The organism is Peribacillus sp. Aquil_B1 (assembly GCF_022603275.1).
In the GTDB taxonomy this organism is placed as follows: Bacteria; Bacillota; Bacilli; order Bacillales; family DSM-1321; genus Peribacillus.
This window is the reverse complement of sequence record NZ_JAKXEE010000001.1, coordinates 1,336,945-1,354,317: the sequence shown is the minus strand read 5'-3', so window position 1 is coordinate 1,354,317 and position 17,373 is coordinate 1,336,945. Positions and strand designations below refer to the sequence as shown.

The window sequence follows — 17,373 nt, the reverse complement described above, 5'->3', positions numbered from 1 at the left end:
GCAATCTATTACTGTTTTTGCTTACAAAATTGACCTAATAATTGTTTGGCATCACTCTTGGCTGTTTTCGTTGCGGATTCCGTACCGATACAGGAAGGACAGCCGCTTTCACAAGTGCAATTATCGATCATTGATATTGTTTCCAGGAGAATGACTTCAGAATTTTCATATACTTTATCACTTAGCCCTATGCCTCCCGGATAACTATCATAGATAAAGATGGTCGGTTTTTCATTATGCGCTGCCTTCACCTGCGGATAAACATGAATATCATGCGGATCGCACATTACATATAGCGGAATCATGTAATTAAGCGCATGCGACGCACCTACCATTCCTTGTTCTATTCGATTTTCGTCCCACTTAAATATATCAGGATCCATGGAAAGCATGGCCGAACTCGTGTGCAGTTCCATCTCAGGGAGACTGATTGGACCTGAACCAATATTTTCATGAGTTTCGAATTTGATTTTTTTGAAGATCGTGGGCATCGCCCGGATTGCGACATCACCAAAAGCAGCTGCTGTGGAAGCGAAAGTTCGCTGTTTATCGACTTCCAATACAGACAATTGGACAGCAAGGTTAGCATCGGTATAATAGTCCACATTGACTTCACGTACATAAGCCTTCTTTTCATCCCAATCAAGTTCTTCCACCTGAAATTGAATTCCCTGGTGCAAATAAATGGCTTCATCGTGAAGAAGGGTCATTGCACTGAACGTATCCATTTCCCCTATGACCCGATTAACCGGTGCATTCGTTTGGTCGATGATCACGACATTTTCCTGTGCCGCTGAGCGCAGGCTGATATTGCTTGCGGGAAAAGCATCATTCATCCAATGCCATTTGTCCCCATTTAGGTGTAAGACCCTTTCTTCCGTAAGGAATTCAAGAACGTCCATAATCTCTGTTTTCCCAAAAGTATCGCCTTTTTTAAATGGCAGCTCATATGCTGCACATTTTACATGATCAACCAAGATCAAAAGATTATCCGGATTGATTCTTGCAGTTTCTGGATTTCTGGTAAAGAAATAATCGGGATGCTGTACGATATATTGATCAAGGGCACTGGAACTGCCGACCATGATGATCAATGCTTCACCATGCCTTCTTCCTGCCCGACCAGCCTGCTGCCAGGCACTCGATATGGATCCAGGGTAACCGGTCATAATGCAAACCTGAAGCTGGCCGATATCGACACCCAACTCAAGTGCATTTGTGGAAACCACCCCATAAATGGAACCATCCCTGAGGCCTTGTTCAATTTCCCTACGCTGTGTTGGCAGATATCCGCCGCGATAGCCCCTGATCGATTTTGGCCCCAATTGCTTTGACACAAGTTCCTGTAAATACGTCAATAGAATTTCCACTCGAACCCTGCTTCGCGCAAAAACGATGGTTTGTATTTTATTTTTCAAAAATTCATTTGCCAGCTTTCTTACTTCCAAAACCGCACTCCTTCGAATGTTGAGCGGTTTATTGACTATTGGGGGATTATAAAATACAAAATGCTTTTTCCCACTTGGTGCTCCGTTATTATCGATAAGGACCATTTGTTTTTCCGTAAGCTCTTCAGCTAACTCTTTTGGGTTATTGATCGTAGCGGAAGTACAGATGAATACAGGGTCGCTTCCATAAAACTTGCAGATCCTTTTTAACCTTCTTATGACGTTGGCTGTATGACTTCCGAAAACGCCGCGGTAAATATGAAGTTCATCAATGACCACATACTTCAAGTTTTCAAACAAAGAGACCCATTTCGTGTGATGGGGCAGGATTCCGGAATGGAGCATATCAGGATTGGTGATCACGATGTGCCCGGCCTGGCGAATTTTTTGCCTGATGTTTGAAGGTGTGTCCCCGTCGTATGTATAACTATTTATCTTAGCATCCATTTCATCGATCATTTCATTCAATTCGCTTTTTTGGTCATAGCTCAGCGCTTTTGTCGGAAATATATAAAGCGCCCTGGTTTTTTCATTTTCCAGTATTTTTTGAAGAACCGGCAAATTATAGCATAATGTTTTACCAGAAGCTGTTGGTGTGACCGCCACAAGACTATTTCCACTGACAGCAGTATTAAATGCAGTTGCCTGATGGGTGTACAACCCATTAATCCCCCGTATTTCAAGAGCATGCTTGATCTTATCATTCATTGAATCGGGAAAAGGGACATGTTTTGCCTCCTTCGCTTCAATTACTTGCCAATGTACGATGTTATCTTTAAAATCGTCATTTGTTTTTAAATCCTTAATAACTTCTTGTAAATTTTTTCGCAGTTTCATATAACCACCTCATACTCCTATTCTACCGAATGAACGTTCTATGCAAAAGGGAAACTATTTCCTATTCAAAAAAAAAGCTGGAAACGGCAACATCCCGTATCCAGCTCGGTCTTTTATCATTTAATTCTTTTCGACATAGCGAATGATTTCTTCGAGTAGTTTGCTTGGAGCTTCCAGCATTCCCATATGGCCGCTGCCCTTAAGAATGACTTCATGGATATGGCTCCCTTTTACAGAAAAGGTTTTTTCAACGGGAATGAGCTTATCCTCTTCGCCTGCAACCAATAAGACAGGCAACTTCGTATCTTTGAGTACATGATTTCTGTCTATTCTGTTCCTCATGGCATGTAAAGACCCTATCGCACCGCTTTCACTTGTTTTATAGCCGATTTCCTTAGTTTGTTCAATATTGGAATCTTCGGGATTAGCGAAAAGCTTTGGTATAAGTCCGTCAATGAAAGCAGGAATTCCCTCACTTTTGATTTTCTCGACAGATTTCAAACGCCCAGCCTTCCCAGTCTCATCGTCCGGCAAAGCTGTAGAATGTACCAATGAAAAACCAGACAATTTCCCAGGAAACCTTTCTGCGAACGCCAAGGTGATATATCCCCCAAGCGAATGACCAAACATATATACCTTTCCGATTTCCAGTTCGTCCAGTAGTGACGCAATATCAGCAGCCAAATCTTCAATCGAGAAAGATTCCCCCATTACTTCACTTGCACCATGCCCCCGTAAATCAACGGCAATAACCCGGTATTCACCCTTTAATTCTGCAATGATGTCACTCCAATATTCATGGCTTCCGCAAAATCCATGAATAAACAACAATGTGTCTTTTCCTTTCCCGGTATCTATGTAGGAAAGCTTGCTATTATCTGTCATATAAATCCCTCATTTCCTTTTCTAATCATTCAATAACGTTATTCCCTATAGACCTTTATCTGAAACCCAACAGTGCATTCACATTTCTTAATTCCTTACATAGCCTATAGGCAAAGGAATTTTTTAGAAAGGAGCACCGTGATGACCTCTTCTGAAAATAATAATAATCGGAGAAAAGAACCCTTTACCCATTTCATTAACAAAATGGATCGGCTGTTTTCCGAAAGGCCTCCTAAAGGCATGCTGCAATCTCTTGACGATTTCTTCGGTTCCGCGAAAGAACGCAGCTTTCCCGTTGATGTTCACGAAACGCATTCAGAATATACCCTTACCGCCACTTTGCCTGGAATTGCACGCAGCCAAATATCCATTGATGTACTGGCCCATGCCGTAACCATAACTGCAAAGCAAGTAGATAGAAGACATAAAAATCAAGGAATGTTTCAAAAAGAAGTTTCAGCAGGCACTCTTTCAAGAACCATTTCCTTTCCAAAACCCATTGATGAAGCAAAAGTCATTGCTCGACATCGCGATGGCATCCTCACGCTTCAGCTACCCAAAATCAGGGGGAATCGGATTGAAATCCATTAGAAATGAATAAAAGCAGACTTAAAAAAGTGGCTGGGTCACTTGTAAGTCTGCTTTTCCTTTATTCACCATCTAAGCTTTAAAGAAGCCCCCTACTCCTTTGACCATTGAAGATACTTGAGAAACTGTATTCATCATTTGTCCAGCTGTATTCATCATCTTCGTTATATCCATCGAGCCATCTTGTGTTTTGAATTGATTCATGACCGATTTGAAACCAGACGGCTGGGGTTTTTGCATGAACTGCTGCTTAGGATATGGATTATGAGCCTGCTGCTGACCTTGCGGAGGTCTTTTAGCTGGCTGTAACGGATTGGCGAACGGGCTAAAAGCTTGCGGCTGCTGATTGGACTGGATTGGCTGCATTTGTGCCATTGGCTGCATCACACTGCTGCCCGGATAAGCTCCCACAGGCATCGCCTGCTGCTGGACTGCTTGGAATGGATGATAGGCCGCTTGCTGATAAGGATCATGATATGGTGTCATATAGCCCCCTGTATCCTGGAGATGATATGGATACATAAATGGTTGTTCATGATTATGATTATTGGGCGGAGGATACGGCATTGGCTGCTGGTACCCTCCCCAATATTCCGTCATTGATTGAGGAAACTGTCCTTGATTTGGGGAGATTTGGTTAAAACCGGATCTCATCATGTCAATGAGCCCTCCTCTTTTTTCATTACATGGTTCTGATAATATATGAAAAAAGGGGTAATAAAGTGTAGGTATTTTTATGATAAAATCCGATTGATTTCCGTTCTTACATTATTAAGGATGAATTCCACCGATTGAACATGGCTTTTAAATCGCTTATAACTTGTTTTAGGAAAAAATGCCTGTACGGCCACATCAGAAAGGTTATGGGCGGTTTGTTCGATTTGCTCGGGGAAAAGATGCCTAAATTCGGTTTCTTTCATCCACTTCTTCATTCCGGTTTCCCATTCGATGCATGCGGTCCTTACCTGGTCTGCAAACGGCTTGACTTCCGAAAAAAAATCCTTTTCCTTTCCTTCCTTCCGTACACCCTCATAGATATCATCCGCTTGGTTCGTAAATTTTATTAATTGTTCCGTTAATAGCTGCAGTTTTTCTTTTTGCACAATATATTCCTCCGCACAATTGTTTCCCTTATTATAATCCAGTTCATTATAAAATGATATTCCTCTGGCTTATACGTGCAATTCAGTGAGAACATTGTGCTTTATTATTGTTTTTTTCGGGGCAATGGAAAAGGAATGGTTTACAGCTTCAGCATTTACCCAATAATCCTCGGCTTTCTCAATGGCTTCCTGGGCTTCGTTAACTAATGTATATTGCTCCGCCCATAGTTTGCACCGCACTGTATTGACAGTTTCCCCATATGAAATTTCCAAACGATCCAGGCTGGTACTAATATCAGCTATCATCCTTAATATCTCCTCTGTAGCGACACTTTTATTGACCATGCTGATCCCTCCCATTCTTTACCTGTACTATTCTTTTTTTTATCAGAAAGCCCTTCATGACTGACAAAACTAGAAGGGAATCGGCAAAGAAAGTGCAATTCACTTAATTTATTATGCCCTTCGACAACAATGGCAGAATGAAGAATGGAGTTTTAAACAAGAATACAGACAGGAGGTGATTTTATGCAGTCGAATGAAAGCAGACAGCAAAAAAACGAAAAACGACAAAAGCCGCCCACTAAAAAGGCTGGAACGGGAAACCCGAAGCTTAGCGGAGAAAACCGCCCCTCTACGTAAGACATAAATACTGACCGATAAAACAGGGAAGGCTTACACGACGCCTTCCCTGTTTGCTATTATAATATCCAACTTTTGATCATTGCTGCCGTATGCAGCTGCTTTTGTTTATGGTCATACCAATTGGTCAAATGCGGGTTTTCTTCCCATTTGGGCTCAATGAACCATTTTTTTTTAACCTTTTTTTTCTTATCCCATTGCTCTGTCATCCCTGCTTGATGATGAATCACTGGATATACTCCCCTTAGCATCGGGGTTTCACGGTACCTAGGATTTTTTCGATATTGTTCATAATCATATCTGGCCCCCGTTGGTTCTGTCCTGCTGGAAAATTCATAGAATAGCGGAAACAAATCTTCAGAAAATAAAAGGCCGGCCAACCTTTTCCCCAATTCAATCCTTTTATCGATATTTCTAAAATGCGAAACGGACGAGCCATACAGTTCTCCATTACAAGTAGGAAATAAAACGGTGCTAAAATGCATCCAGTCCTGCAGGAAAAACAATAGAGAATGAAATACGAAAGATTGTTTTTTAATAACCGGTTCTTCTATGATGTTTTGTTCATTTATGATAAGCGCAGTGACTAATTTTTCACGATTTCCATGTTTCCAAAAGGAATACCATTCGTTCGTCATGAATTTGGTAATAAAAAAATAATGACATAAGTGAAACAAAGGACGTTCATACTTCGTCGAATAATGATAGAGAAGCAATTGCGGATAAGCATCTTGGAATATTCTCCAGTTGGCTTCTTCATATGTCAGGAATAAGTGACGCCTGTATTTCAGGCCAAGCAAATGGGAAAACCAAATCCCTTCGAGATCACACATATTCCAGCCTGCATTTCTAGAAACCATCCCCGCTAAAAAAGACCATTGTATTTCGGGATGCATTTTGAAAAATCGTTCATATGCCTTTGTCCTTGATATATTATCCCTATTCCCTTTAGCGGTTTGAGCTTTTATGGAATGTAGCAATTGCTTTTCCGTCTTTAATAATCGCATCTATGTGTCCGCCTTTCTATAGCGATGAATTGTGACATATAGTTGTACATAAATGCTATCGTTCTAAGAAACAATTCTTTTTATTCACATTTTGGATTCTTTTTTTGCTAATATAGATAAGTGAAAAAAAGGAGGGGTAAAAGTGGCATTTCATTATCCCAACGGACGAAGATTTGTACCGCAGGCTATGGAAGAAAAGAAAAGCCCACTTAAAAAAATCAGTTACAGCAACCGGGGAAAAACATTGGAAGACGATTTGAACGAAACCAATCAGTATTATTTAGCACACGGCATTGCCGTCATCCATAAAAAACCGACACCCATTCAAATTGTCGATGTCCACTATCCGAAAAGAAGTGCTGCAGTCATTAAAGAAGCTTATTTCAAACAAGCATCGACCACCGATTACAATGGTGTTTATAAAGGAAAGTACATTGATTTTGAGGCAAAGGAAACGAAAAACAGCAGTTCGTTCCCTCTGAAGAATTTTCATGACCATCAAATTGAACATATGAAACAAATCGTTCAGCATGATGGAATTGCATTTGTAATCATTCGGTTTTCAGCAATGGATGATATATATGTAATGAGTTCTGAACAACTGAGTTATTATTGGCAGAGAATGAAAGAAGGCGGGCGCAAATCTATAACTCTTCAAGAGGTTGAAAACAGTTCACGAAAGATTACTCTTGGCTTTCAACCGAGAATTGACTATATTAAAGTAGTAGATTCGCTCATCGCAGAAAATTTTTAGTTTTTTTAGAAAGGCAGGTTAGCTGTAATGGCTGAAAAATATAATACTAGAGAAGAACGCCGAAAGCAGGGGCAGACTCAAAAAAAGGGACAGAATAAAGGTCCTAAAAAGCCAACAAATATGCTTAAGCGAATTTTCCTTATACTTGTTACAATCGGAATAATAGGCCTTGTTGCCGGAGGAGCGGCAATGGCTTACTTTATAAGCGACGCTCCAAAACTCGACGAAAAGCTTTTGAAAGATCCAGTCACATCCAAGATTCTCGATGAAAATGGTAAATTGCTAGCTGAAATCGGAAAGGAAAACCGGGATTATGTAAATTATGAAGACATACCCGATCTTGTCGAAGAAGCTTTCCTGGCAACGGAAGATTCACGATTCTATGAACACCATGGTGTAGACTTCTTACGTCTGGGCAGTGCCGTCATAGCCAACTTCAAAAACGGGTTTGGCTCAGAGGGTGCAAGTACATTGACCCAGCAGGTTATCAAGCGTTCTTATTTAACACCTGATAAGACCATCAAAAGGAAAGTCCAGGAAATGTGGCTATCCATTCAGCTTGAAAGAAAATATACAAAAGAAGAAATTTTTGAAATGTATGTGAATAAGATTTTCTTTGCAAACCGCGCAAACGGGATCTTAACTGCATCGCAAACTTATTATGGAAAAGATCTAAACGAATTAAAATTGAACGAAGCGGCCATGCTTGTAGGATTACCGCAAAGTCCAAGCAGGTATGACCCGTATAAATACCCTGAACGTGCGAAAGAACGCCGTGATATTGTCCTTCACTTAATGAATAAACATGGATATATCACCGAAACGGAAATGAAAAATGCACAAAGCATCGATATAACAGAGGGACTTCAAGAAATCGATAAGAGTCAAATCGATACGACGGCATATGATGCATTCATCGATTTGGTAATTGAGGAAGTCGGGGATATGGGTGACTATAACGTCTTTACAGATGGTTTGGAAATCCAAACGACAATAGATAAAGATGCCCAAGAATATGTCTATAACATGTTGAACAGTGATGAAATCATCAATTATCCAAGTAAAGACCTCCAAGCCGGAGTCACATTACTCGATACAGAAACTGGTGAAATCAAAGCAGTGGGCGGCGGCAGGAACACGACGGTTAAACGCGGCTGGAATTATGCAACGGATGCCAAGCGATCACCTGGTTCGACCATTAAGCCTATTCTGGATTATGGTCCTGCCGTAGAATATTTAAATTGGTCCACCTATCATCAAATCAAGGATGAGGAATACAGTTACAGTGATGGAACACCGCTTAAAAATGCTTCCGGACGACATTATGGTACTGTAACCACTCGTGAAGCACTTGCTCGGTCATTAAATATCCCTGCCTTAAAAACGCTTCAAGCAGTCGGATTGGACCGTGCACGTGATTTTGCCACTGACCTTGGGATTCCTTTTGACAAGGAAATCACCGAATCGGCAGCATTGGGCGGCGGTAAGGATGTTTCTACACTCGAACTTGCCGGGGCCTACAGTTCATTCGGAAACAACGGTATTTATAATGAGCCGCATAGTGTTAAAAAGATTGTCTTACGTGATAAAACAACCATTAAAAACAAGACGGAATCAAAACCAGTCATGAAAGATTCCACAGCTTTCATCGTGACGGATATGTTGAAAAGCGTCATGAAAGAACCTTTTGGAACAGGAAGATTAGCCAATATACCTAGTCTCCCTGTAGCCGGTAAAACGGGTTCAACCAATTTCACGCCTGAACAGCGTGCAAAGCACAACATCCCTTCTTCCGGTGTAAAAGATAGCTGGATGGCAGGTTATACAACCAATTATACTGTCGCGGTTTGGGCTGGTTATGATAATGCATCTGGTGAGAAAATGGAATATCTGGGTGAATCATCTCAGAGGATCCCTAAATCCATCTTTAAGAATTTAATGGAACATATGGCTCAATCAAAAGAAACGAAAGACTTCGATCAACCTGACAGTGTTGTGAAGGTTGGAGTCATCAAAGGTTCGAATCCAGCTGTTAAAGCCAATGAATACACACCAAGCAGTAAAATCACTTATGAATATTATGTTAAAGGTCACGAACCAACACAAGTGACGACAGAATATGAAAAAATCGACACACCTGGCATTAACGCTTCTTACAATCAGGAAAGCAATGAAATCAATCTATCATGGTCATATCCTAAAGGAAATGGGAATACCCAATTCGAGGTTAAGATGTCCGTTGATGGCGGAGCAGAGAGCGTATTAAAAAAATCGAAAGATACTAGTTTAACGATCCCTAATCCAACCCCTGGTAGTAAATATACTTTCTCAGTGGTAGCTTTAGTGGATAACCAACAAAGTGATCCTGCGAGTACATCAGTCAAAATACCTACTGAAGCGGAAGTCCCTGAGGATACTGAGGACGAGGAGATTGAAGATCCGGCCGAAGGTGAAGATTTGGAACAAGAACCGCCTGCTGAAGGCGAAGAAGATAAGCAAGACGAAGACAAAAATAACAATGGTGAAAACGGCAATAATGGCAATGACGAAAATAACGGAAACAACGGCAATAATGGTAATGGCAACAATGATAATAATGGTAACGGTAATGGCAACAACACTGATGATGGAAATGGCAATAATGGTGGTGATGAGGACGTCGAAGGCGGGGATGATGCCACTGACCCTGGAACGGTAGAAGAGGAAAAACCAGTGGAGAACCCTGACCCTAACCCGGACCCAGATCCAAACAAAGATACGGAATAAAATATAAAGATTGACTAAAAAACGTCTAAGCTAAAAGCTTAGACGTTTTTTTGGCTGTTCTTATTTTTGATCACGAACTTCACATATTGTTTTTCAAATTCTCGGAACAACTCACTAAGTTGTCTATATGAATGAAAAAAGGCGGGTCTAGCAAGGATGAAAGAAAGCCTTTCAGCAAGGTTCACCGGAATATGGGTAAAGGATTCTATTTTTGCCCGGAAATCACTCAATACCACTGGCTTTCCATGCATCCAGAAGACTGCGGTTAAAAATAAACCGATTCCTTGCTTCATGAGTCCCAAAGTCTGTCCCACTTTTCGCTCGGAAAATAGCAAACTGCATTCCGAATCAATTCCCTTCCATTTTTCCAGAAGTTCCTTTATATGCAATGGCCCCTTAGTCCAAGGAGTATATGCCTTTACATTATTATAATAAAGTACCTCATACGGGAAAGCCTCAAATGGGATCGTTCCACTCCAACCTGTAAAACCCTCTTTTTCCAAGATGGTTTTCTTTTCCGGAAAAAACAAAGGGTGGTCCAATTCTTCAGGGACTTTCAATGATATGGAATGGGTCAATTGGCTTCTTTCCTTTTCATTCTTTTTTTTCCTTCACGGCATAATTCAAGAAGCGGGCAGGTTTCACATCTTGGTGACTGGGCCTTGCAATGATAGCGTCCAAAGAATATCAGGCGGTGATGCGTAACGGACCATTCATCCTTTGGTATCTTAGCCATCAACGTTTTCTCAACATCGAGGACACTATCCTTCCAACGGCATAACCCAAGGCGCTTGGAAACACGCTCTACATGGGTATCCACAGCAATCGCAGGCACATTAAAAGCAACGGATACGACTACATTCGCCGTCTTTCTGCCAACGCCAGGCAATTTAACAAGCTCATCACGATCACTGGGAACTTCCTTACCGTATTCTTCGATCAGCATGCGCGACAACTTTTGTATATTCTTAGCCTTGTTACGAAACAAACCGATTGAGCGAATATCATTTTCCAGCTCTTCTATCGGAACGCTTATGTAATCCTCAGGCGTTTTATATTTTTGAAATAAATCCTTCGTTACTTTATTGACTAATACATCCGTACACTGAGCTGACAGGGCAACAGCAATCACCAATTCAAATGGATTGGAGTGATTCAGCTCACAATGGGCATCCGGAAACATTTCCCCCATCGTATCCAGACAATATCGAATTTGAGCTTTATTCAACATATTGGTTCTCCTTCAATTTACATTACTGCTCGAGCCAGTTATAGAAAGGCACATCTTTCAATGGTCGTGCATTTTCCGTCTTTCGGTCCCTCTTTTGGTGAACTCTAAATTTTTGTCCTTGCTCCCTTGCCTGTTCCAAGGTTTTGATTCCATTCTTTTTCCACTCGAATAAAATTCGATCAATATATCGGAAATTCAATTTTCCGGATATGACAGACTCCCTCAGGGCTGACTTAATGATTTCGGGTTGATGGTCATCCTCCATCCACATTGCCAATGTCTCGCATTCATATGGAGATAACGGGCGGCCGAACTCCTGTTCAAAAATCGTATAAAGGCTCTCCCCCGCTTTTTGGCTTTCAGCAGACTCTGTCTGTTTCAAAGTTTTCAAGAAACAGTCCATCATTTTTTCATAAAGTGGAGACAACGAGTATTTTTCCTGTCCGATTTCTTGGCTCTCCTCAACCATCATTTCAATAAATCCCCTTTGGACCAAACGCTGAATCAAGAATAGACATTCCGTTTCCTGCAATGTCATTCGGTCAGAAAGTTGGGATGGTGCAGGAAAATGGTTACCTTTATCTATGAAGCTTTGCAATTGTAATAAAAGGACCATTTCTTGTTCATTTAGTCCCATTGTACTATAGTTAGTCAGCAAAAAGGATGGAATCGTTATCGTTCCTTCCTTAAACCACGCATATAAATGTTCTTTATTCATGTTTTTGGACACCTCTGGTTAAGTATAACATGAATACGGCTCCCCGAATAAGTTTATAATTTTAACAAAAAACGGTTATCTGCCAAATATGGCAAGATAACCGCTTCATTACGGAATCAAGGATATAATCGATTTAATAGGCGTGGGAACGGGATGGTTTCACGGACATGCTCGACTCCACTGATCCATGCAACGGTGCGTTCTAATCCCAAACCGAAGCCTGAATGCGGTACAGAGCCATATTTTCTTAATTCCATATACCATTTGTAAGCATCCTCGCTCAAGCCATGCTCATTGATTCTCTGCTCAAGCAATGCCTGATCATGAATCCGCTCTGAACCGCCAATTATTTCTCCATATCCTTCTGGAGCGATCAAATCGGCACAAAGAACGACTTCTTCCCTGTCTGGGTCTGGCTGCATATAAAAAGGTTTGATTTTAGTTGGGTAATGAGTTATGAAAACGGGCTTATCATAACTTTCCGCTATCGCAGTTTCGTGCGGAGCCCCAAAATCATCACCCCATTGGATATCATCAAATCCTTGTTCATGAAGGAACTTAATGGCTTCATCATATGTAATACGCGGGAAAGGAGCTTGAATTTGTTCAAGCTTCGCTATGTCACGGCCCAGTGTATTCAACTCAAGCTGACAGTTTTTCAATACGGATTGGACGATTGAAGAAACGAATTGCTCCTGAACCTCCAGGTTTTCTTTAAATTCGATAAAAGCCATTTCTGGTTCAATCATCCAGAACTCGATTAAATGTCGTCTTGTTTTGGATTTTTCTGCCCTGAAGGTAGGTCCAAATGAAAATACCTTCCCTAGTGCCATGGCAGCCGCTTCCATATAGAGCTGACCACTTTGTGAAAGGTATGCATCCTCATCAAAGTACTTGGTCGCGAACAATTCACTCGTTCCCTCTGGTGCGCTTCCAGTTAAAATTGGGGGATCTACTTTAACGAAACCTTCTTCATTAAAGAATTCATATGTAGCACGGATTATTTCATTCCGGATCTTCATGACTGCATGCTGACGTTTTGAACGCAGCCACAAATGGCGGTTATCCATTAAGAATTCAGGACCATGCGCTTTAGGTGTAATGGGATAATCCAATGATTCATGGATGATTTCAATATCTTTCACCTGTAGTTCAAAACCGAACGGCGAGCGTTCATCCTTTTGAATGACTCCCGTTACATACAAGGATGACTCTTGCGAAACCGATTTCGCACGAGCGAAAATTTCTTCACCCACATCAGCTTTCACGACCACACCTTGAATGAAACCAGAGCCATCACGGATTTGAAGGAAAGCAATTTTCCCACTGGAACGTTTGCTGGCAAGCCAGCCTCCAATGGTAACTTCTTGATCGACGAATTTGCTAGCATCTTTTATTGTAATTTTCACGGAATTTACCTCCAAAAATAGCTTAACTTACTAAGGATTTTACTCTACTTATTATACCCATAGCCCTGCTTACAAGCAAATAAATCAATTGAAGCGAACTACATGCCTTTTCACTCTTATTATGTTTTGGAGTGTACCCGCCAGATTATATGGTAGATTACTTTTCACTATCTCCCAAGCTCATTACAGTTAAGTCATCATGGTATATGTATCATTCAATTCTATTTTCAACAAAGAATTGAATCCTATCAACCAATGGAAATCATATTCGCCTTTAACAGGGTTTCAAATGATGCATATAATTGAAAAGCACTTTTAGGATTTCTTATTTGGCAGGAAAGCAGCTCTTCAAGTCTTTTGATCCGATACCGTAAACCACTCATTGAAATGTTCAATTCTTTCATACTGCATTCAAGATTTCCACCGCATTGCAGAAATACATAAAGCGTTTTCAATAATTCATTCATTTTTGGGTCATCTTTCATCAATAAAGGCCCCAGCATTTTTTCGGCTTTTTGCAGCACCGCTGGAGTACTCCCCGTATGCATTAAAATGGATAGCAGATCCACTTCTTCAAATTTGATAACATCCCGAGTTCCTTCATTCATATTCAATGCAGTTAAAGCTTCTTGAAAAACCTCCTGAGCCCGTTCTAATTCATCACTAATTGTGCCAAGCCCCATTTTAAAGTTATATCCGCTGAAAACAGTATATAAGTGATTGATGCATTCCTTGGTGCGAAGTTGAAATTCATTTCCCGGACTCAGCGGTATGAGCAATACGATATTACCATCCCTTAAGGCTGTTAAGACAACTTGTTTCCGCTTTTTAAAGAAACTATAAATCTCTTCGATGATTTTCTGCTGAATGAAATAGTCATTCTCTGTCCCCGGATCGGGGGATAAACCATAGCCAAGCACCGCAATGGTGAAAGGATGATCCAATGAAGCGTCTAAATACATGCTTTTTTTGATTATTTCTTCTCTGGAAGAAAACTCTCCATTTAATATTTGTTCAAGGAATAAACCTTTTACCCTTTCGAGGGCTTCAAAACTGCTTTTCTCATTTAAGAGGAATAAGGAACCGGTCATGGACACCCTTTCAAGAATCATTCGATTGATTTCCAGGTTCATTTTTCCTTCGACCAAATCCGATTGCGCAAAAACACAATAGCCATAAGTTTTATTTTGTAACGTAATGGGAGTATAAAGCAGCTCCATCCCATCTTTTACGATTCTTCCAGTCTCCAATGTTACAGGACCATTTTCCCTCATTAGTTTGAGCTGATTCCTGACTTCCCTTACCTTCCCTTTGTGAAATCCAGCATGATAAACCTGATTGCTATTGAAGTTCTCCATCAACAAAGGTATTTTCGTTTTCTGATAAACCGTCCTCACTATCGATTGAAGGTTTCTTCCGTTAATTAACTCTTCTGTCAGCAAATGATGAATATCCATCACTTTTGATAAACTATTGCGTTCCTCCAGCAGCTTTTCATATGTCACCGCAAGCTCTTGAACAATCGGTTTGCTTTTATAATATTTCAATTCATCCTGAATCTCCATGCCCCATAAATGTATCGATTTACCTTCGTATCTACACTCTGAATGCCCAGCTCCCTTACAGGCTCTTTCCTTAAAAATCACTTCATGACCGCAGACCGTTGAATAAAATCCACTTGCATAACCCGTCAATGTATAACAGATTGGCTTTTCCCCGATGCCTGTCTGGGTGATATGTTCCTCTGCCTCATAAGAATTCACCCAAACCCCTTCCACCTTTACAGAATGTACATCCGTTTGATTATTCATTGATAATTCCAGTTTTTTAGTATGAACTTTTGTATACCCCTGCAGCATATGTAAGATGGGACCTTGCCTCAGTATTTCCTTAACCGTTGACAAATTCCCTTTTAGTGCCTTTTTAGCATCATTGACTCCGATATTCCAGCCATAACGTATTAAAAAAGACTTCATTCTTTCAAATCCAATATTCTCAATCAAGTCTTTTCTTAGGGTACCGAAGATTGAAGAGGAAGTCAGGATCATCCTCTCATCATTCAAATGAATTTCTCCTTCGTCATTCTTTAGATTCAAAAGATTCGTCATGATTCCCCCCGGCTTTCCTTTTACATAATATTATACTTTTTCCACACCTTGCCTATCAAGAAAAAATGTAAACGCATTCATATCATGCATTGGTGGAAAAGCCGGCGGGAGTCCGATACAAACCATTCTTTTTCACGTTTTTCCTGCTCAGATTAATTCATTCGGAGCCGGATCAAATCAGCATCAACACCTTCATCTTCATTTATCCACTTATCGTTTGTCCAGCCATGAAGGTCATAATCGTCCATTGCCAAGTCCACAAAAGCTTTGAATTTAGCCGATTGTCCATTTGAATCTGCCATTTTCATGGTTTCTAGCCTAATATTTTCATGGTTACCCGCATAATTGATTTCATATAATTCATTCCTGCCACCAAATTCAGTTCCGATGGAATCCCATATAAGTTTCATCAGTTTTACCCTTTCCACTGCCGAAACCCCGCCTGAACCCTTATAATATTTATCTAGATACGGACGGACCTCAGGGTTTAAAAAATCCTTGGAGCTTGATGGGAGCTGAATGAGATTACCTGCTACAACCTGTTCAAATATCTGTTTTACCTTTGGCCATACCATAGGTGCCAACACCCTATATGCAGTTGCGTATGTGCTATTGGGCAGAACAGTGCCATTCGGCCCTTCCATAGGATCTGTAGCCATCGCTGTCGAAATTGCCCAAAACATATTCCTGTAAGCAAGCACTTCCCCGATATTGGCTTGTACTCCCCTAAATTGATTCGTTCCTGCCATTTCCGTAGCCTTCATCAGAAGCCCAGCCATAAAGTCCAATTTCACCGCATAGCGTGTACAGCCATGAAATGTATATCTGTTCATCCATCCAGTCTTGGATCTAAATCCATTGGCAATTTCCACATTATTATAGGCGAATACATTCTCCCATGGGATGAAAACATGATCAAGGACGATTACTGCGTCATTTTCGTCGAACCGACTTGAAAGCGGGTAATCGAAAGGAGTGCCTCTCTTGGAAGCCGTTTCCTCAAAAGACTGTCTGCTGATCATTTTTAATCCAGGGGCATTCATCGGCACAAAGAAAATCAATGCATGGCTTCTATCTCCTTCCCCAAGATCGACAGGAGAATAATTCGCGACAAAATTATAATTCGTAAGAGCTGCAGAAGTACCAACCATTTTGGCGCCGCTTACGATTATTCCATCATCCCGTTCTTCTACGGTTCGCACAAAAACCTCTTTATTTTCATGCAGCGGTTTATTCCTATCCATTGCCGGATTTATAATTGTATGGTTACAGAAGGGAACATCCCTTGTGGTTTTTTCATACCATCTTTTCGCATTACCTTCAAATCCTTTATAAAAATCGCTATACGGTCCCAATGACCCTGTAAAGGCAGCTTTATAATCAGGCGTGCGACCCATGAAACCATAGCTCAATTTTGACCATTGCGCTATGGCATCCCTTGCTTCAAGCAGCTCTGTTCCGTTCTTTGAAGCCTTGAAAAACTTATGGGTAGTATGGCCTTCATCTGTCTTAGCTGTTAAAATCCGTGCACTAACCGGATCATGGAGAGCATCATACAGTTGGGCAATTGACCTGGCAGAATTACGATATGCCGGGTGTGTCGTCACATCATTTACCTTATCGCCGTTCAAAAATACCGTTCTTCCATCACGTAAACTTTCTAAATACTCTTTGCCATTCATCATCGGAACATCCCCCATTCACATTCTTTCAATTTGAATTCCTAGCTTCATACTAACTAAATGTTCAAGGCATTTTTCTATTGAAACACCTCTTTTTTCTAACATTTTTTGTCTAATTATACTGAATAATCTAAATATGTTGAACTTAAGCAAAAAATCATATACGATATCATATATGATTAATAAAAAATCAAG

15 protein-coding genes are annotated in these 17,373 nt (G+C 40.7%); 3 read left to right on the top strand and 12 right to left on the bottom strand.

Translation table 11 applies throughout. From position 1 onward, the window contains the following. Nucleotides 1–8: 8 nt before the first annotated feature. Both MPH60_RS06875 and MPH60_RS06870 read right to left on the bottom strand, forming a co-directional pair. Nucleotides 9–2,285, bottom strand: a complete 2,277-nt coding sequence (locus MPH60_RS06875) for a DEAD/DEAH box helicase (RefSeq protein WP_241590210.1) — start codon at nucleotides 2,283–2,285, stop codon at nucleotides 9–11. Nucleotides 2,286–2,405: 120 nt separating this feature from the next. Then, nucleotides 2,406–3,170, bottom strand: a complete 765-nt coding sequence (locus MPH60_RS06870; protein WP_241590209.1) for an alpha/beta fold hydrolase — start codon at nucleotides 3,168–3,170, stop codon at nucleotides 2,406–2,408. 141 nt (nucleotides 3,171–3,311) lie between these two features. Here MPH60_RS06870 and MPH60_RS06865 point away from each other — a divergent pair, with 141 nt between their 5' ends. Further along, entirely contained in the window at nucleotides 3,312–3,761 is a 450-nt protein-coding gene (locus tag MPH60_RS06865) for an Hsp20/alpha crystallin family protein (RefSeq protein ID WP_241590208.1), read from the top strand. 69 nt (nucleotides 3,762–3,830) lie between these two features. Here the strand turns inward: MPH60_RS06865 and MPH60_RS06860 are convergent, their stop codons facing one another. The 4 genes from MPH60_RS06860 to MPH60_RS06845 form a co-directional block, all read right to left on the bottom strand. Continuing rightward, the gene (locus MPH60_RS06860; protein WP_241590207.1) at nucleotides 3,831–4,415 is read right to left on the bottom strand and encodes a YppG family protein; all 585 of its coding nucleotides are present in this window, start codon (nucleotides 4,413–4,415) and stop codon (nucleotides 3,831–3,833) included. Between the two features lie 77 nt (nucleotides 4,416–4,492). Further along, nucleotides 4,493–4,861, bottom strand: a complete 369-nt coding sequence (locus tag MPH60_RS06855) for a YppE family protein (protein WP_241590206.1) — start codon at nucleotides 4,859–4,861, stop codon at nucleotides 4,493–4,495. Between the two features lie 69 nt (nucleotides 4,862–4,930). Further along, nucleotides 4,931–5,206 (bottom strand): hypothetical protein, encoded by a 276-nt coding sequence (locus MPH60_RS06850; protein WP_241590205.1) that lies wholly within the window; start codon nucleotides 5,204–5,206, stop codon nucleotides 4,931–4,933. A gap of 356 nt (nucleotides 5,207–5,562) precedes the next feature. Beyond that, the gene (locus MPH60_RS06845; RefSeq protein ID WP_241590204.1) at nucleotides 5,563–6,510 is read right to left on the bottom strand and encodes a DUF2515 family protein; all 948 of its coding nucleotides are present in this window, start codon (nucleotides 6,508–6,510) and stop codon (nucleotides 5,563–5,565) included. 142 nt (nucleotides 6,511–6,652) lie between these two features. Here MPH60_RS06845 and recU point away from each other — a divergent pair, with 142 nt between their 5' ends. Together recU and MPH60_RS06835 are read left to right on the top strand one after the other, a co-directional pair. Further along, on the top strand, nucleotides 6,653–7,264 hold the full coding sequence (gene recU, locus MPH60_RS06840) for a Holliday junction resolvase RecU (RefSeq protein ID WP_241590203.1): 612 nt from the start codon (nucleotides 6,653–6,655) through the stop codon (nucleotides 7,262–7,264). A 27-nt stretch (nucleotides 7,265–7,291) separates the two neighbouring features. Beyond that, on the top strand, nucleotides 7,292–10,030 hold the full coding sequence (locus MPH60_RS06835) for a PBP1A family penicillin-binding protein (RefSeq protein WP_241590202.1): 2,739 nt from the start codon (nucleotides 7,292–7,294) through the stop codon (nucleotides 10,028–10,030). A gap of 38 nt (nucleotides 10,031–10,068) precedes the next feature. Here the strand turns inward: MPH60_RS06835 and MPH60_RS06830 are convergent, their stop codons facing one another. The 6 genes from MPH60_RS06830 to MPH60_RS06805 form a co-directional block, all read right to left on the bottom strand. After that, a complete protein-coding gene (locus MPH60_RS06830; protein WP_241590201.1) occupies nucleotides 10,069–10,608 on the bottom strand; it encodes a YpoC family protein in 540 nt (179 codons plus the stop codon). Next, nucleotides 10,605–11,261, bottom strand: a complete 657-nt coding sequence (nth, locus tag MPH60_RS06825; protein ID WP_241590200.1) for an endonuclease III — start codon at nucleotides 11,259–11,261, stop codon at nucleotides 10,605–10,607. The genes MPH60_RS06830 and nth overlap by 4 nt, the downstream gene beginning before the upstream one ends. Nucleotides 11,262–11,283: 22 nt before the next feature. Next, complete coding sequence (locus tag MPH60_RS06820; protein ID WP_241590199.1) at nucleotides 11,284–11,979, bottom strand: DnaD domain-containing protein; 696 nt, start codon at nucleotides 11,977–11,979, stop codon at nucleotides 11,284–11,286. A 116-nt stretch (nucleotides 11,980–12,095) separates the two neighbouring features. Further along, entirely contained in the window at nucleotides 12,096–13,388 is a 1,293-nt protein-coding gene (asnS, locus tag MPH60_RS06815) for an asparagine--tRNA ligase (RefSeq protein WP_241590198.1), read from the bottom strand. 248 nt (nucleotides 13,389–13,636) lie between these two features. Continuing rightward, a complete protein-coding gene (locus MPH60_RS06810) occupies nucleotides 13,637–15,496 on the bottom strand; it encodes a XylR N-terminal domain-containing protein (protein WP_241590197.1) in 1,860 nt (619 codons plus the stop codon). 152 nt (nucleotides 15,497–15,648) lie between these two features. Continuing rightward, complete coding sequence (locus MPH60_RS06805; RefSeq protein ID WP_241590196.1) at nucleotides 15,649–17,181, bottom strand: 4-hydroxyphenylacetate 3-hydroxylase family protein; 1,533 nt, start codon at nucleotides 17,179–17,181, stop codon at nucleotides 15,649–15,651. Between the last annotated feature and the right edge of the window lie 192 nt (nucleotides 17,182–17,373).

What these genes read in the sequence shown, in the direction of transcription:
- MPH60_RS06820 (WP_241590199.1), bottom strand. Translation starts at nt 11,979, where the DNA reads ATGAATAAAGAACATTTATATGCGTGGTTTAAGGAAGGAACGATAACG.
- MPH60_RS06850 (WP_241590205.1), bottom strand. Translation starts at nt 5,206, where the DNA reads ATGGTCAATAAAAGTGTCGCTACAGAGGAGATATTAAGGATGATAGCT.
- MPH60_RS06870 (WP_241590209.1), bottom strand. Translation starts at nt 3,170, where the DNA reads ATGACAGATAATAGCAAGCTTTCCTACATAGATACCGGGAAAGGAAAA.
- MPH60_RS06860 (WP_241590207.1), bottom strand. Translation starts at nt 4,415, where the DNA reads ATGATGAGATCCGGTTTTAACCAAATCTCCCCAAATCAAGGACAGTTT.
- MPH60_RS06810 (WP_241590197.1), bottom strand. Translation starts at nt 15,496, where the DNA reads ATGACGAATCTTTTGAATCTAAAGAATGACGAAGGAGAAATTCATTTG.
- MPH60_RS06845 (WP_241590204.1), bottom strand. Translation starts at nt 6,510, where the DNA reads ATGCGATTATTAAAGACGGAAAAGCAATTGCTACATTCCATAAAAGCT.
- MPH60_RS06875 (WP_241590210.1), bottom strand. Translation starts at nt 2,285, where the DNA reads ATGAAACTGCGAAAAAATTTACAAGAAGTTATTAAGGATTTAAAAACA.
- nth (WP_241590200.1), bottom strand. Translation starts at nt 11,261, where the DNA reads ATGTTGAATAAAGCTCAAATTCGATATTGTCTGGATACGATGGGGGAA.
- MPH60_RS06865 (WP_241590208.1), top strand. Translation starts at nt 3,312, where the DNA reads ATGACCTCTTCTGAAAATAATAATAATCGGAGAAAAGAACCCTTTACC.
- MPH60_RS06835 (WP_241590202.1), top strand. Translation starts at nt 7,292, where the DNA reads ATGGCTGAAAAATATAATACTAGAGAAGAACGCCGAAAGCAGGGGCAG.
- MPH60_RS06805 (WP_241590196.1), bottom strand. Translation starts at nt 17,181, where the DNA reads ATGATGAATGGCAAAGAGTATTTAGAAAGTTTACGTGATGGAAGAACG.